The following is a 14,833-nucleotide window of genomic DNA, read 5'->3' on the forward strand; positions in this document are numbered from 1 at the left end:
TGGCAAGGAAAGGCGGGAGCCATGACACAGCGGGTATTCATCGACGGCGAGGCTGGGACGACCGGCCTGCAGATCAGGGCGCGGCTGGAAGGCCGCACGGACATCGAGCTACTCTCGATTGCGCCCGCGCGTCGTAAGGACCCCGCATCGCGTCGTGAGCTTCTGAACGAAGCCGATCTTGCCATCCTCTGCCTGCCGGACGAGGCATCGCGTGAGGCTGTGGCCATGATCGACAGCCCGCACACGCGGGTCATCGACGCCAGCACGGCCCACCGGGTGGCCGAGGGCTGGACGTACGGGTTTCCGGAATTAACGCCGGGGCATGCGGCCAGGGTGGTTGAATCCAAACGCGTGGCAAACGTTGGCTGTTATGCGGTCGGTTCGGTTTCCATTCTACGCCCTTTGACCGAACGCGGCCTTCTACCGACCGATTATCCGGTGTCGATTCATGCGATCTCGGGGTACAGCGGCGGTGGCCGGCAGTTGATCGAAAGCTATGAAGACAAGGACAATCCAGCCTACACGGAAAGTCCGTTCTGGCTCTATGCACTGGATTTGGCGCATAAGCATCTGCCCGAGATGATGCTGTACGGCGGGCTGGCTCATTCGCCGGTGTTCTCACCGTCGGTGGGGCGCTTCGCACAGGGTATGCTGGTCTCGCTGCCGCTACAGCTCTGGGCATTGCCGGGGCGCCCCAGTCCCGAGGATGTGCGTTCCATCTATGAGAAGCACTACGACGGCCAACCCTTCGTGAAGGTTTCGCCTTGCGAGACGGAAGCCAAGGCCAGACGACTTGATCCACAGGCGCTCAATGGCACGAACGAACTGCGCATTCACGTGTTCGGGAATAGCCGGAGCGAGCAGGCTTTGGTCGTCGCTCAGCTCGACAATCTGGGCAAGGGCGCATCGGGGTCAGCCGTGCAGAATCTCAATCTGATGTTGGGATGCGCTCCGGAAGCGGGCCTGTCTTTGGCCGCTTGAACGGCTCTTTGGGCCTCAGTCGTAAGTGACGTTGGTGAGGTACAGACCGTCCGGAGGGGCGGTCGGACCGGCGGCGCTTCTATCCTTTGCCGCCAACACCTTAGCGACGCGCGCCGCGGGCCAACGCCCCTGGCCGACCAGCTTCAAAGTGCCGACGATATTGCGCACTTGGTGATGTAGGAATGACCTGGCTTCCGCGATGACCTGAATCTCTTCTCCCGAACGCCGGACCTCCAGCTTGTCGAGTGTCTTCTCCGGCGAGGCGGCCTGGCATTCGCTGGCGCGAAACGACGTGAAATCATGATGACCGACCAGCAAGGCGGCTCCCGCGGCCATGGCTTCCGCATCCAGGGCGACGGGAACCCACCAAACCCGACCCAGGTCCAGGGCCAAAGGGGCGCGTCGATTGACGATACGGTAAAGATAGGCGCGGCCGGTAGCCGAGAAGCGGGCGTGAAAGTCCTCGGGTACAATTTCGGCTGAACGCACGCTGACCGGCCAGGGGCGCAGGTGGTGGTTTATCGCGCCGAGCAACTCGGCAGTATCGATTGAGCGATCAAGATCGAAGTGTGCGACCTGACCGAGCGCGTGCACACCGGAATCGGTTCGCCCGGCACCCTGTACACTTTGCGTTTCTCCGCTAAAGGCCGTGATGGCCTCCTCCAGGGCTTGTTGCACGCTGGGTCCGTTGTCCTGCCGTTGCCAGCCGACAAAGGGGCCACCGTCGTATTCAAGGGTGATCTTGAAGCGCTGTGTCATGTCAGCAATAGACCGGGTTCCAGGCTAAATCCGCGCAAAAGATCGGCTGCCGCCATCGGGGCTCTCCCTGCGCGCTGCAGACGGGTGACACGCAGCGCCTGCGCACCGCAAGCAACTGTTAGGTGCTGATCCAGCAGTGTTCCAGGAAGGGCGGCGCCCTCGCCATCAACGACCTCGGCATCCAGAACACGAAGCCGCTCGCCGCGCGCTTCGAACCAGGCGCCGGGCCAGGGCGTGAAGGCCCGCACCTGACGCTCCAGACGGGTCGCATCCTGGCGCCAGTCCAGCTTTGCTTCTTCGCGGGTCAGCTTCTCCGCATAGGTGACGCCCTTTGTCGGTTGCGGGACAGCCGTGAGCGTGCCTTGCTGCAAACCGACGAGCGCTTGTGCGATCAGTGCGCCACCCAACAATGCCAACCGATCATGAAGGCGCTGCCCGGTGTCTCGGTTGGTGATGGGGATCGCCTCCTGCAGCAAGATCGCGCCGGTGTCCAGGCCCTCGTCCATCTGCATGATGGTGATACCCGACCTATCGTCACCCTCCAGGATGGCGCGCTGAATCGGTGCCGCGCCACGCCAACGGGGCAGAAGCGAGGCATGGACGTTCAAACAACCCAAACGCGGTGCTTGCAGGATTCCCGGAGGCAGGAGCAGTCCGTAGGCGGTCACGACCGCCGCATCGAGCTCCAAATTGCGAAAGTCGGTCTGGGCTGTGCCGTCGCGCAGTGATGCGGGACTGCGAACCATCAGTCCGCGACCCTCTGCAAAAACCTGCACAGGGCAGGGACGAAGCTTCTTGCCGCGGCCCGCCGGACGGGGTGGTTGGCAATAAACCGCAACGACATCATGCCCAGCACTGAGCAGGGCATCTAAACTGGGGACCGCGAAATCGGGCGTTCCCATGAAGGCGAGTTTCAAGGCTGTCATGGGAGCGAAAGATAGCGCTTCAAAAGTGCTACGTCCAAGCCGTCAGGCGTTGACGGTTTCGGGTTCGTTACTTTTCTTGGCCTTGAGGAGTTTGCGCAGGATCATGTTGCGCTTGAGTGCGGAGATATGGTCGACAAAGAGGATACCGTCCAGGTGATCGATCTCGTGTTGGATGCAGGTAGCCAGCAGTTCGGTTGCCTCTATTTCTCGGATTTCATTCTCATGATCCAGGTAGCGCACGCGGACAGCGGCAGGGCGCACCACATCCGCGTAGTGTTCGGGCAGGGAAAGGCATCCCTCGTTGTAACTGGCGTCCTCGTCGGACACCCATATTATTTCCGGGTTCGCCATGAACAGAGGATTACGCGGTTCTTCCTCGTGCGTGATATCCAGCACGATGACGCGCTTGAGGACACCTACCTGCGGCGCGGCCAAGCCGATACCCGGCGCCTGGTACATGGTTTCCAACATGTCGTCCATAAGCTGGCGAACTTCCGCATCAACCTTCTCCACCGGGGCAGCTTTCTTCTTCAGCCGAGGGTCGGGCGCGGTGATGATGGGCAAGAGGGCCATGGCGTCTGTCTGCTTCCGTTATTTATCCGTAGAAATACTCCTGGCGAGGTAAGTATTGCGCCGAAGGCCGGGCGTCAAGGCACAGTGGCTCTGGTACACTGTCGAATGGCGACTCGGGAGCGATGACCCGGGGCGCCGGACCAAGAGGACGAATCGTATGGATATCATGACTTTGGGCGTCATCCTGCTGGCCGTCGTGGCGGGGTTGCTGGGGGGATGGCTTCTTAACGCCCGCCGGAGCGACGTGCCCGAATCCGCGGAGCTTTCCGGCCGTCTGGCACAGATGGCCGAGGGGTTGGCGGTCAGCCAGAACCAGATTGCCGAGCGCCTACAGGGCCAGGAACGAGTGTTGTCGCAAATGGTCGAGCAGCGACTGACGGATTTTGGGAAGCGGGTGAGTGACCGCTTGCAGGAGCAGTCCACGACACAGCAGAAGACGTTGGGCGAATTGCGTGAGCGTCTCGTGGTGATCGACAAGGCGCAACAGAACATCACGGAGTTGTCCAAGGATGTGGTGTCGCTGCAGGACATTCTTTCAAACAAGCAGGCGCGCGGGGCATTCGGGGAAGTGCAGCTCAAGGACCTGGTCAGCGCCATACTGCCGCCGTCGTCCTATGGGTTCCAAACGCCGCTTTCGACCGGTGTCAGGGTTGATTGCCTGCTGCAGCTTCCCAATCCGCCCGGGCCTATCGGCATCGATGCTAAATTTCCGCTGGAAAGTTACGAGGCGTTGCGGTCCGCCGGCGATGAAGCGGCTAAACTCCAAGCGAGCAGGCGCTTTCGCGATGACGTGCGCCGTCATATCACCGCCATCGCGGAGAAGTACATCATTCCCGGGGAGACGGCCGAATCGGCGCTAATGTTCCTGCCCTCCGAGGCGGTCTATGCAGAACTCCACGCCAACTTCCGCGGGGTCGTCGAAGAGTCCTACAGCCGCCGCGTCTGGATCGTATCACCCACGACGCTCATGGCGACCTTGAATACCGTGCGCGCGGTTCTCAAGGACGTGCGCATGCGCGAGCAGGCCCATGTCATTCAGCGGGAAGTTATGACCCTGTCGAAGGACATCGAACGCCTGGACGAACGCGTGGCCAAGCTTCGCAAGCATTTCGATTCTGCGAACAGCGATATTCGGGACATAGAGGTTTCTTCGGGCAAGATTTCCAGCCGCAGCAGCAAGATCGGCGAACTGCAGCTTGAAGACCCGGATAAGGATGGCAAGCCCACGCTGGCGCCGCCTTTGGCGGGCGGCGGTAAGGCGGGTGAAACCTGAACTACTCCCGTCGGATGAGGGTTCCGATACCGCGATCGGTGAAGATCTCCAGTAGCATGGCATGGGGCAGGCGGCCGTCCAGGATGACCGCTGCGTCGACGCCGTTTTCGACGGCCATGGTGCAGGTTTCCAGCTTCGGGATCATGCCGCCCGAAATAGTGCCGTCCGATTGCAGGCGTTTTACGTCCTCCACCGTCAAATCGGAGATCAGCTCCTTGTTCTTATCCAGAACACCAATCACGTCAGTCAACAGCAACAGGCGAACGGCCCCCATCGCGGCAGCGACCGCGCCGGCGACGGTGTCAGCGTTGATGTTGTAGGTTTCGCCGTTCACGCCTGCGCCGATAGGGGCGATGACCGGGATCATGTCGTCCTGTTCGAGCTCCATGAGGATATGCGGGTTGACCTCCTGCGGTTCACCCACGAAACCCAAGTCCAGAATTTTCTCGATGTTTGACTCCGGGTCATGCTTGGTGCGCCTGAGCTTGCTGGCTTTGATCAGGTTACCGTCCTTACCGGAAAGCCCGATCGCCGTGCCGCCGGCTTCGTTGATCGCCTGGACGATCGATTTATTGATTGAACCGGAAAGGACCATCTCGACGATCTCGACCGTCGCTTGATCGGTGACGCGAAGACCATCGACGAACTCGCTTTTGACCGCCAGGCGTTCGAGCATCGCACCGATCTGTGGGCCGCCGCCGTGAACCACGATGGGGTTGATGCCGATTTGTTTCAGCAGCACTACATCGCGCGCGAAGATTCGGGACAATTCTGCATCGCCCATGGCGTGACCGCCGTATTTGATGACACAGGTGCGCCCGGTGTAGCGGCGCATGAAGGGCAACGCTTCGGTGATGGTCTCCGCGGTGCGCAGCCAATGTTTGGTTTCACTGAAGCTTTTCGGGGTCGTTGTCATGGTCCCTGGTGTCCTCCTCACCGCACGCACTCGATCCCTGCCGATCAAGTCGTTGGTCCGTCGTTGCGAGGCGCGCCTTGCGCGAATGATGACAGACTAGCGCGAAGCCGGTCGATTCCCCAATTTTCTTGCGCCGAGGTCAGCATAATCTCCGGGTGCGCGGCAACATGACCCCGAGCTTCCTTGGCTGTTGCCTCAAGCAAGGCAGCCTGCTCGCTGGCTTTCGTCTTGTCGGCCTTGGTCAGGATGATTTGATAGGAAACCGCCGCATCATCAAGCTCCTTCATGACCTCGCGATCGCTATCCTTGATTCCATGACGGGCATCGACCAGCAGACAAACCCGCATGAGACTGGCGCGACCTTTCAAGAATGCGCGGGTCAAGCGCGTCCACTGGCGGATCGCGGACTTGCCTGCTTTGGCATAACCGTAGCCCGGTAAATCCACTAAGCGCAGTTGGGTGCCGAGATCGAAGAAGATGAGCTGCTGAGTGCGCCCGGGGGTGTTTGAGGCGCGCGCCAGGGTGCTGCGGCCGGTCAAGGCGTTCACCAGACTCGACTTGCCGACATTGGACCGACCCGCGAAGGCGATCTCCGGAAGATCGGCAAGCGGCAGCTGGTTTAAATCGGCTGCCGCCATGATGAACTGACAGTCCTGCGCGAATAGCCAGCGGCCAAAGGCGAGCGACTCCTCGCTCGGTTCCTCGGGCTGCGGGCTGGGAACGGGCGGGACCTCTTCCATCAGGTTTTCTTGGTCGGCATGCGCCCGATCGGCACGCCCTGGCGCTTCATGATCACCACCTGCTGCAAGATCGACAGGGAGTTGTTCCAGGTCCAGTAGATCACCAGTCCGGCAGGGAAGCCTGCCAGGATGAAGGTGAAGAAGATCGGCATCAACTGGAAGATCATGGCCTGCGTTTTGTCGGGCGGCGGCGGATTCAGGCGCTGCTGGAACCACATGGTGAAGCCCATCACAAGAGGCCAGATGCCGAGACTGAGAATCTCCAACGGGCCCAAATTCGGGATGTCATAGGGCAGCAGTCCGAAGAGATTGAAGATCGATGTAGGATCCTTGGCCGAGAGGTCCTGAATCCAGCCAAAGAAGGGGGCGTGGCGCATTTCGATTGTGACGAAGATCACCTTGTAGAGCGCAAAGAACACAGGAATCTGGATCAAGATCGGCAGGCAGCCGGAGAGGGGATTGACCTTCTCCTTCTTATAAAGCTGCATCATTTCGGTATTCAGCTTGGTCTTGTCTCCGCTGTAGCGCTCCCGCAACTCCGTGAGTTCGGGGGTCAGCTTGCGCATCTTCGCCATGGATTTATAGGACTTGTTGGCGAGCGGGAAGAAGACCAGCTTGATGCAGACCGTCAGCGCCATAATGGCAAGGCCGAAGTTGCCCAACAGGTCGTTGAAGAAATGCATCACGTAGAAAATCGGCTTGGTCAGGAAGTAAAACCATCCGAAATCGACAGCGCGATCCAATCCTGCGACATTGTATTTGTCGCGAATTTGGTCGAGGAGAACGACTCGCTTGGCGCCCGCGAATATCCGGTTCGTGGTCTCCAGGCTCGACCCGGCGGCAACCTCTTGCTGCTCCCAGATATAATCCGTCTGATATTTAGGCAGCGGCCCCGTGCCGTCATAGACGAAGCGCGTACCCAGTTTACGTTCCTGATCGGGCAAAAGAGCCACAAGCCAGTATTTGTCGGTGATGCCGATCCAACCACCCGTGGTGTCTTGCTCGATGCGCCCGTCGTCGGCGAGATCGCTGTAGTCGACCTCTTTCAAAGTCCCGTCGAACACGCCCAACAGACCTTCGTGTAGAATATAAAAGCCAAGCGTTTCCGGCGTGCCGCGACGGGAAATCAATCCGTAGGGCGCCAAGGAAACAGGTGTGGCGCTATCGTTGGTGACGCGCTGCTTGACCGTGAACAGGTAGTTGTCGCTCAGCGAATAGATGCGCTCGAATGTCAGACCTCCGCCGTTGTTCCAGCTCAGTTTGACGTCTTGGCCGGGCGCCAAGGGTCCGCCCTCGGCCTGCCACAGCGTGTCCGCGCCGGGAACCTTAACCGCCGGGTCGCTCGGCGCCCAGCCGAGGTCGGCAAAATAGCCCTCGCCGCCGCCTACCGGGTTGAGCAGCCTGATCTTGGGGCTCTCCGGAGCAATTTCCTCGCGATAGTTCAGCAAAACCAAGTCATCCAGACGCCCGCCGCGCAGACGGATGGAGCCGGAGAGCTGTGGAGAAGAAATCTTCACTCTGGGGTCTTCCTCCAACAGCTCGTCGCGCGTCTTGTTCTGGAGCGTTGTCGCCGCGTCGGATCCGGGCGCTGCCACGGAATCGCCGGTTCCGGTTCCGCTGCCGGGCTGCGGAATGATGGCGTCACCCTGCGGTTGCTGAGCGGCTTGCTGCGCGGCCAGTTGTTGCTGCTCTTTCAGGCGCGGCACTTCATAAAAAAACTGAAAACCCAATAGAATCGCAACGGACAGGGTTATTGCGATGATGATGTTCTTCTGGTCCATCCGATGTCAGCTCCCGAGCAACCTGGCGTTCATATCACCCTTTTCGTCATGACAGGCCCCTCCACAGTCCACGGTGTGGGTGTGTGGTTGGATTCTGTCTTGTCCCGGGATTTTTGGGACAGGGTCGTAGCCCGAGCCACCCATGGGATGACAGCGGGCAATGCGTTTTACAGCCAGCCAACCGCCGTGCATAGCGCCATGATGCCTGATGGCGTCGAGGGCGTACTCGGAACAGGTTGGAAGGTAACGGCAACGCGGCATCAACAATGCCGAAAGGCAATAGCGGTAAAAATAGATCAGCCCAATCGCGAGCCACTTGAATGGCAGACCCAGGATGCGCGTCATTTGCGCGCCTCCCGCTCTTTCAAGCGACACAGAGCCGCCGTCAGGTCAGACAGTAATTCGGTAAAGTTGCGCGAGGGCGTAGAGTGCCGCGCGATGAGTACGTAGTCGGTGCCGGGTGCGGCATGATCGGGCAGTACAGCCGAAACGGCGGCGCGCAGCCGTCGTCGGGCGCGGTTGCGCACAACAGCCGAACCGACCTTGCGGCTGGCTGTGTAACCCACTCGGATGGAATCTGCGGCAGGCACGTCGCGGTCCTCCTGGTCCCGAAGCGGTGCTGTAGGACGCCGTTTGGCCTGAAGGATCAAGCCCGGCGTGACCCATTTCAGACCGCTGGCGGCGACGCTAAGAAATTCCGACCGCTTGGTCAGGCGACCCAGTTTGGTCGCGCGCGCCAGATCCGCCGACATGACTCAGGCGGACAGGCGCTTACGACCCCTCGCACGGCGCTGCGCGAGTACGCGGCGACCACCGACGGTAGCCTTGCGCGCGCGGAATCCATGGCGGCGCTTGCGGACCAGCACACTTGGCTGAAAGGTGCGCTTCACTTGTCTTCTCCGTTCTAGATTGGTCTCATCGGCCCGTTAGCCGATTAACTTTGCCGGGGCTGTATAAGCATGCCTGCGCCATCTGTCAACGACGCCTAACCTTGTTTTCGCAAAGACTACTTGCCACGGCGACGGGAAACCTATCGTTGCCGTGCTGCGGATACAAGCTCTATCGCGCAAGATATGGGAGGCGGCTCCTAGAGGAGAATCACCCCTGGAAGGTTCCCGTGCGACAGCCACCGCTCAGATAGGAGGCTTGTCGCCAACCCGCAATCGGACAGAGACCCGCGCACGGTCGCGCCTACGCAATTGGGGACTCAGTCATAGCGGTTCTCTCGGCGTTGATTTTCCCTGCAACCACTTGTCCATAAAGGCCAACTCGGAATACAAGGGTTTTGATTTCCGTCGAGCGCCTAAATGGCCCGTTGGTTGTATCGTGCAAGGCGACGGATTGCCTTCATGCGGCTATAAATGGGGGGCTGATCGCATGCCCGTCGCTCTTTTGCTGATCGTCGTTACAACCTGGGGATTTTCTTGGTACGCGATCGCGCTTCAATTGGGGACAACGCCCATCGAGGCCTCGGTGGCCTGGCGGTTCCTGTTGGCCAGCGGTCTCATGTTTCTGGGGTTGGCGGTGTCGGGGAAACTGCGCAAGATCCCCTTTGCCGCCCAAGGCTGGGTCGTCCTTTTGGGGTTGTTTCTCTTCAGCGGTAATTTCTTATTCATCTATGCGGCGACTTCTTATGTCGCCAGCGGGGTCGTATCCGTGATCTTCGCTTGTGCGGCCATATTCGGCTCAATCAACAGTTTGATTTTTCTGAGACAGATACCCTCTCTTCAGGTTGTGTTCGGATCGTTTGTCGGAGTTCTGGGCATCGCCTGCCTCTTCAGTGTCGATGCGCAGGCAATCGGCGGTAAGGATAGCTGGATTGGGTTGGCCCTGACCCTGGCCGGCACGTATTCCTTTTCGCTGGGCAATTTCGTTTCGATCCGGGTAAGACGCGATATCGACCTACTGAACGGAATGGCGTGGGGGATGCTTTATGGCGGGTTGCTAACGGCCGCGATCAGTTTGTATCGACACGACGCGCTACCTATCGATTTTTCCGCCACCTATCTGAGCTCACTTGTCTATCTGGCTGTCGGCGCATCTGTTGTCGCCTTCATTGCCTATCTCAATCTCATCACGCGCTGGGGACCGATCCGGGCTTCTTACGCAACGGTGCTTTTCCCGCTGGTAGCCCTGGCAACCTCGACGGTGTTCGAGGGCTTGGTCTGGAGCCTCACGACAGGACTCGGTGTTGGCCTGGCGCTTCTTGGCGCCGTTCTTGTGTTCACGGCGCCCAAAGCAAGTTCACCGAAAATAGCGGCTTGAAGTGTCGGGCTTCCGAACTGCAGCCCCCACAAAAGCTCACTCTAAGGTGAATGGGTTGTGATAGGCGGCGGTGCTACATAGCAGTTTGCCATCGGGGCGAGTGTGCGAGGCACGAGGAACCTCTTGCCGAGCAGTCTGTCGGGAGCAAGGGCTTCCGACATTTGTTTGCGTGCAACGAGCCAGGGAGCGATGCTGTTGGAGCAGCATTCGATGGACCATGCGAGGATGGATCGAACGTGCGAGAGGAAGAAACTGTGACCAGCGATGCAACGTTACAGCCAGTTGCGAAGAAAACACTCTTCCAGCGGTTCCTGCCGTTGCTGTTGCTGGCGGCCGGATTTGTCGCGTTCTTTGCCGCCGGGCTGGACGAGTATCTGTCTTGGAATGCGTTGGTAGATCATAATGAATGGTTGATCCAGCAGGTTTCGGATAACGCGATTGCTTCCTTCCTGATCTATTCCGCGGCCTACATCCTGGTGGTTGCTTTTTCGATTCCAGGCGGCACCATCATGACCCTGGTCGGCGGTTACTTGTTTGGTACCCTGATCGGTGGAACGGCAACCGTCCTTGGAGCCACCATTGGCGCCTGTCTGGTATTTTTGGCAGCCCGCACGGCGCTTGGCGATCTGTTCCGTAAAAAGGCCGGTGGCGCGCTACTGCGTATGGAGCGGGGCTTTCAGGAGAATGCCTTGAGCTATCTGCTGGTCCTACGCCTGATTCCGTTGTTCCCTTTCTGGCTTGTGAACATCGTGCCGGCGCTACTGGAAGTGCCGCTGCGCACCTATTTCATCGGCACGTTGTTGGGCATCATACCGGGAACCTTCGTGTATGCCTCTGTCGGTGCAGGCTTGGGTACGCTTCTCGCGCAGGGCCGGACGCCGGACCTGGGTATTATCTTCAATCTGGAAATATTTATGCCGCTGATCGGGTTGTCGCTGCTTTCACTGCTGCCGGTCGCCTACCGTAAGATTAAGGCGCGGCGGGACAAGGGCTGATCGGATCTCCAAGCCGAACGCCTGCTAAGGGCGCTCCAAAAGGGACCCAAGTAAGTTTAATCTCAATTTTCACGTATCGGCGGGAGAGGATATGTCAAAGCCATTGGAGTTTGACATCTGTGTCATAGGTGCCGGGGCCGCAGGTCTATCGATCGCGGCAGGGGCATCCCAACTGGGCGCACGCACCGCACTGATAGAAGCGGGCGAGATGGGCGGCGATTGCCTGAACGTGGGTTGCGTTCCCTCAAAAGCGTTGCTGGCCGCCGCCAAGGCTGCCCATAGCGGCGCGGAGGCCGCCAAGTTCGGTATCACCTACACCAAGCCGGAGGTCGATTTTGCAGGCGTCATGGCCCATGTGAAGGACGTGATCGCGGGTATCGCTCCTGTCGATTCACAAGAACGTTTCGAGGGCTTGGGCGTCACGGTCATCCGCGAATGGGCGCGGTTCGTCGATAAGGACCGGGTTGTGGCCGGAGAGCAGGAGATCACCGCCAAGCGTTTCGTGATCGCCACCGGATCCAAACCCATGGTCCCGCCGATCGAGGGTCTTGCGGATGTGCCCTTTCTAACGAACGAAACGCTTTTCGATCTTCAGGAACAGCCGGAGCATCTCATCGTGATGGGTGGAGGCCCTATCGGATGTGAGTTGAGCCAGGCTTTCGCGCGCCTCGGCACGCAGGTTTCCATTGTCGAGATGGCATCGCTTTTGCCCAAGGATGACCCGGAGGCCGCCGATGTCGTGCGTCAATCGTTGCGAAAGGACGGAGTGTTTTTGCACGAAGGTGCAAAAGTTACGCGCGTCTCTTCACCGGTCGAGAGCCCATTCAAGAATGGCGGCGTAACTGTGGAGGTCGAGCGCCAGGACGGCGCGACCGAGCAGCTACAGGGCAGTCACTTATTGGTCGCGGCCGGCCGCACGCCTTCGATCCAGGGGCTTGATCTGGAGAAGGCCGGCGTCGAATTTCACCGTGCCGGCGTCAAGGTTGATGCCGGATTGCGGACCAGCAACCGTAAGATCTATGCGGTGGGGGACGTGGCTGGCGGTCCACAATTCACCCATGTGGCGAGTTATCACGCCAGTCTTTTCATCCGCTCCTTCCTCTTTCGCTTGCCCGCCAGGACCGACTACAGCGCGCTGCCTTGGGTCACTTACAGCGACCCGGAACTGGCGCATGTCGGCTTGACTGAGAAAATGGCTGACGATCAGGGCTTGACCGTGCAGGTGCTGCGCTGGCCCTTTGCCGAGAATGACCGGGCGCAAAGCGAGCGGCAGACGGCCGGATTGCTGAAGGCCATCACCACTCCGAAAGGCCGAATACTCGGCTGTACCATCGTTGGTGCCCACGCCGGTGAGGCGATCTATCCTTGGGTGCTGGCACTTCACAAAAAGCTTTCGGTGAAGGACATGGTGGGCATGATCGCCCCTTATCCAACATTCGGAGAGGTCACCAAAAGGGCGACCGGGTCCTATTACACACCCAAGCTTTTCAGTGAGCGTACGAAGTGGTTGGTGAGGCTGCTGCTGAAGCTCGGCTAAAGCGCGGAAATTGGCAGAAATACAAGGGTTTGCTCTCACAGAAAGTTGACATTTTATCTGTGAACGTGAGTGGCTTATCACCCCGCCACTGCGCATTATCCCAGGTAGGATACGGTTTGGATCCAGTGAAAAAAATTCCGAACCTAGCAATTGCAGTAGCGAGGAATACCCATGTTCAAGAAGACAGTTGTAGCTCTCAGTGTAGCCACTCTGGCGACAGGCGCCGCCGTGTTGCCCGCCGCCGCCGCCAAGGTGTTCGATAATTCAGTCCAGCTTGCTTCCGGTTGCAACCCCTGCAATCCCTGTGCGGCTAAGGCTTGCAATCCCTGCAATCCCTGTGCGGCCAAGGCTTGCAATCCCTGCAATCCTTGTGCGGCCAAGGCTTGCAATCCCTGCAATCCTTGTGCGGCTAAGGCTTGCAATCCCTGCAATCCCTGTGCAGCTAAGAAGAACTAACAGTCTGCAGGTAACAGAACGGCCGGAATTATCGGCCTAGAACGCTGACGCTCAGAAGGGTATCCCACTCTCTCCCTCTCCCTCTGGGGTTCTTCCAAGGCGTCAGCGTTCACCAATCGAGAAAAAGCGCCGCTCAAGCATTCCCCGGGCGGCGCTTTTTCTTTTTTCTCGTGCTATAAAGTCGGGATGAAGACCAAGCGCTACAAATTGCCGTCGCTGCTGCGAGGGCTGTCGGCACGCCTGCTGATTCTGACCATCTTCTTTGTGATGCTGTCGGAGGTATTCATTTACGCGCCTTCCATAGGTCGATTCAGGTTGACCTACCTTCAAGAGAAGCTGAGTGCGGCGCATTTGGCGATCTTGACCCTGGAAGCCGCACCGGACTTCATGGTCGGTCCCGACCTGCAGCGCGAGCTTCTGTCGCATGTGGGTGCGCGCAGTATCGCGCTGTCCAAGCCCGGCGCCGGCAAGCTCATGTTGATGGATAGCCAACTGCCGCCGATAGACGACAGTTATGACCTGAGCAGCCAAGGTTTCTTTATGTTGATCCGGGATGCCTTCATGGTGCTGACCAGTGAAGGAGATCGCTTAATTCGGGTCATGGGGCCTTCGCCCAAGGATCGGGATGCGATCGTTGAGGTGGTGATGCACCAATCGCCGCTGCGTGAAGCCATGTTGGGATTCTCGCAACGTATCCTCGCACTTTCCTTGATCATCTCCTTGATCACAGCGGCTTTGGTTTATTTGAGCCTGCAGTTGCTGATGGTGATGCCGATGCGCCGTATCACGGAAAGCATGATTGCTTTTCGCCGGGATCCAGAGGACGGACACAGCCTGATCCGTGCCTCGGATCGCTCTGACGAAGTAGGTTTGGCGCAACGTGAGCTTGCACGCATGCAAGAGGTGTTGCGCGATACGCTGACGCAAAAAACCCGTTTGGCGGCGCTGGGGACGGCGGTCTCCAAGATCACTCACGACCTCAGAAACATTCTGGCGACTGCTCGTTTGGTATCAGACAGGCTGGCGGACATCGACGATCCTGCGGTGAAGCGCGTCGCGCCGACACTGCTCTCTGCGATCGATCGTGCGGTCAATCTGTGCCTGCAAACATTGGATTACACGACCGAAAAGCCGCCTCGACCTCAATTTGAAGACTTTCCATTGCGCGGCTTAATCGACGAAGTGGGGCAGGGATTACTGGCCGATGAGACGCAGCATCGTATCTGGAACAACGAGGTGCCGGAGGGGTTGGAGTTGGAAGCAGACCGCGAGCAGCTGTACAGAGTTCTGCACAACCTAGGAAACAACGCCTTCGAAGCGGGGGCAGGGGTGGTGACAGTACGTTGTGAGAGCAGCGACAGACGGCTTTCCATCGATGTCGTGGACGACGGACCCGGGCTTCCGCCTCGCGCGCTGGAAAACATCTTCAAACCGTTTGAGAGTTCGGCGCGGCGGGGGGGTGTTGGCCTTGGCTTGTGCATTGCAAACGACCTTGTCCGCGCACATGGCGGGCGGCTGGCACTGGCGTCCACGGGAGCCGAAGGGTCGCGTTTTAGGATCGAGATTCCGTTGCGTGAGGTCCAACGCAAGGAGAACGCCGCTTGAAGGCGCTTTCTAAGCTCGGGTAGCGC

The 14,833-nt window shown here is 59.1% G+C and carries 16 protein-coding genes; 6 read left to right on the plus strand and 10 right to left on the minus strand.

What is annotated here, in order from left to right; genetic code table 11:
* Positions 1-21: 21 nt before the first annotated feature.
* Positions 22-981, plus strand: coding sequence for an N-acetyl-gamma-glutamyl-phosphate reductase (gene argC / locus FHR98_RS14545; RefSeq protein ID WP_183417455.1), 960 nt, complete (start codon positions 22-24; stop codon positions 979-981).
* 15 nt (positions 982-996) lie between these two features.
* Here the strand turns inward: argC and truA are convergent, their stop codons facing one another.
* From truA to def, 3 genes are read right to left on the minus strand one after another with little or no spacing between them, the layout of a single operon-like run.
* On the minus strand, positions 997-1,740 hold the full coding sequence (gene truA, locus FHR98_RS14550; protein WP_183417456.1) for a tRNA pseudouridine(38-40) synthase TruA: 744 nt from the start codon (positions 1,738-1,740) through the stop codon (positions 997-999).
* Positions 1,737-2,666, minus strand: a complete 930-nt coding sequence (fmt, locus tag FHR98_RS14555) for a methionyl-tRNA formyltransferase (protein ID WP_183417457.1) — start codon at positions 2,664-2,666, stop codon at positions 1,737-1,739. The genes truA and fmt overlap by 4 nt, the downstream gene beginning before the upstream one ends.
* Positions 2,667-2,708: 42 nt before the next feature.
* Positions 2,709-3,239 carry a peptide deformylase gene (def, locus tag FHR98_RS14560; RefSeq protein ID WP_183417458.1) on the minus strand — a complete coding sequence of 177 codons (531 nt, stop codon included), beginning with the start codon at positions 3,237-3,239 and terminating at the stop codon, positions 2,709-2,711.
* A gap of 157 nt (positions 3,240-3,396) precedes the next feature.
* Between def and FHR98_RS14565 the strand changes: the two genes are divergently transcribed.
* The gene (locus tag FHR98_RS14565; RefSeq protein WP_183417459.1) at positions 3,397-4,512 is read left to right on the plus strand and encodes a DNA recombination protein RmuC; all 1,116 of its coding nucleotides are present in this window, start codon (positions 3,397-3,399) and stop codon (positions 4,510-4,512) included.
* 1 nt (position 4,513) lies between these two features.
* Here the strand turns inward: FHR98_RS14565 and argB are convergent, their stop codons facing one another.
* Genes argB through rpmH form a run of 6 tightly spaced genes read right to left on the minus strand, consistent with a single transcriptional unit; the run spans position 4,514 to position 8,839 of the window.
* On the minus strand, positions 4,514-5,428 hold the full coding sequence (argB, locus tag FHR98_RS14570; RefSeq protein ID WP_183417460.1) for an acetylglutamate kinase: 915 nt from the start codon (positions 5,426-5,428) through the stop codon (positions 4,514-4,516).
* 44 nt (positions 5,429-5,472) lie between these two features.
* The gene (gene yihA, locus FHR98_RS14575; RefSeq protein WP_183417461.1) at positions 5,473-6,168 is read right to left on the minus strand and encodes a ribosome biogenesis GTP-binding protein YihA/YsxC; all 696 of its coding nucleotides are present in this window, start codon (positions 6,166-6,168) and stop codon (positions 5,473-5,475) included.
* A complete protein-coding gene (yidC, locus tag FHR98_RS14580; RefSeq protein WP_183417462.1) occupies positions 6,168-7,949 on the minus strand; it encodes a membrane protein insertase YidC in 1,782 nt (593 codons plus the stop codon). Before yidC ends, yihA begins: the two co-directional genes overlap by 1 nt.
* Before the next feature lie 6 nt (positions 7,950-7,955).
* Positions 7,956-8,294 (minus strand): membrane protein insertion efficiency factor YidD, encoded by a 339-nt coding sequence (yidD, locus tag FHR98_RS14585; protein ID WP_183417463.1) that lies wholly within the window; start codon positions 8,292-8,294, stop codon positions 7,956-7,958.
* Positions 8,291-8,701 (minus strand): ribonuclease P protein component, encoded by a 411-nt coding sequence (rnpA, locus tag FHR98_RS14590; RefSeq protein ID WP_183417464.1) that lies wholly within the window; start codon positions 8,699-8,701, stop codon positions 8,291-8,293. Before rnpA ends, yidD begins: the two co-directional genes overlap by 4 nt.
* A gap of 3 nt (positions 8,702-8,704) precedes the next feature.
* Positions 8,705-8,839 carry a 50S ribosomal protein L34 gene (gene rpmH / locus FHR98_RS14595; protein ID WP_183417465.1) on the minus strand — a complete coding sequence of 45 codons (135 nt, stop codon included), beginning with the start codon at positions 8,837-8,839 and terminating at the stop codon, positions 8,705-8,707.
* A 487-nt stretch (positions 8,840-9,326) separates the two neighbouring features.
* Here rpmH and FHR98_RS14600 point away from each other — a divergent pair, with 487 nt between their 5' ends.
* The 3 genes from FHR98_RS14600 to FHR98_RS14610 all read left to right on the plus strand — a co-directional run bounded on the left by FHR98_RS14600 (position 9,327) and on the right by FHR98_RS14610 (position 12,746).
* Positions 9,327-10,214 carry a DMT family transporter gene (locus FHR98_RS14600; protein WP_183417466.1) on the plus strand — a complete coding sequence of 296 codons (888 nt, stop codon included), beginning with the start codon at positions 9,327-9,329 and terminating at the stop codon, positions 10,212-10,214.
* A gap of 254 nt (positions 10,215-10,468) precedes the next feature.
* Complete coding sequence (locus tag FHR98_RS14605; RefSeq protein WP_322091266.1) at positions 10,469-11,209, plus strand: TVP38/TMEM64 family protein; 741 nt, start codon at positions 10,469-10,471, stop codon at positions 11,207-11,209.
* A gap of 91 nt (positions 11,210-11,300) precedes the next feature.
* Positions 11,301-12,746 carry a dihydrolipoyl dehydrogenase family protein gene (locus FHR98_RS14610; RefSeq protein ID WP_183417468.1) on the plus strand — a complete coding sequence of 482 codons (1,446 nt, stop codon included), beginning with the start codon at positions 11,301-11,303 and terminating at the stop codon, positions 12,744-12,746.
* Between the two features lie 143 nt (positions 12,747-12,889).
* Here FHR98_RS14610 and FHR98_RS14615 read toward each other — a convergent pair whose 3' ends face one another.
* On the minus strand, positions 12,890-13,168 hold the full coding sequence (locus FHR98_RS14615) for a hypothetical protein (RefSeq protein ID WP_183417469.1): 279 nt from the start codon (positions 13,166-13,168) through the stop codon (positions 12,890-12,892).
* A gap of 220 nt (positions 13,169-13,388) precedes the next feature.
* Here FHR98_RS14615 and FHR98_RS14620 point away from each other — a divergent pair, with 220 nt between their 5' ends.
* A complete protein-coding gene (locus tag FHR98_RS14620) occupies positions 13,389-14,807 on the plus strand; it encodes a sensor histidine kinase (RefSeq protein ID WP_183417470.1) in 1,419 nt (472 codons plus the stop codon).
* Positions 14,808-14,833: the final 26 nt, after the last annotated feature.

This window comes from Limibacillus halophilus (assembly GCF_014191775.1).
Classification (GTDB): domain Bacteria; phylum Pseudomonadota; class Alphaproteobacteria; order Kiloniellales; family CECT-8803; genus Limibacillus; species Limibacillus halophilus.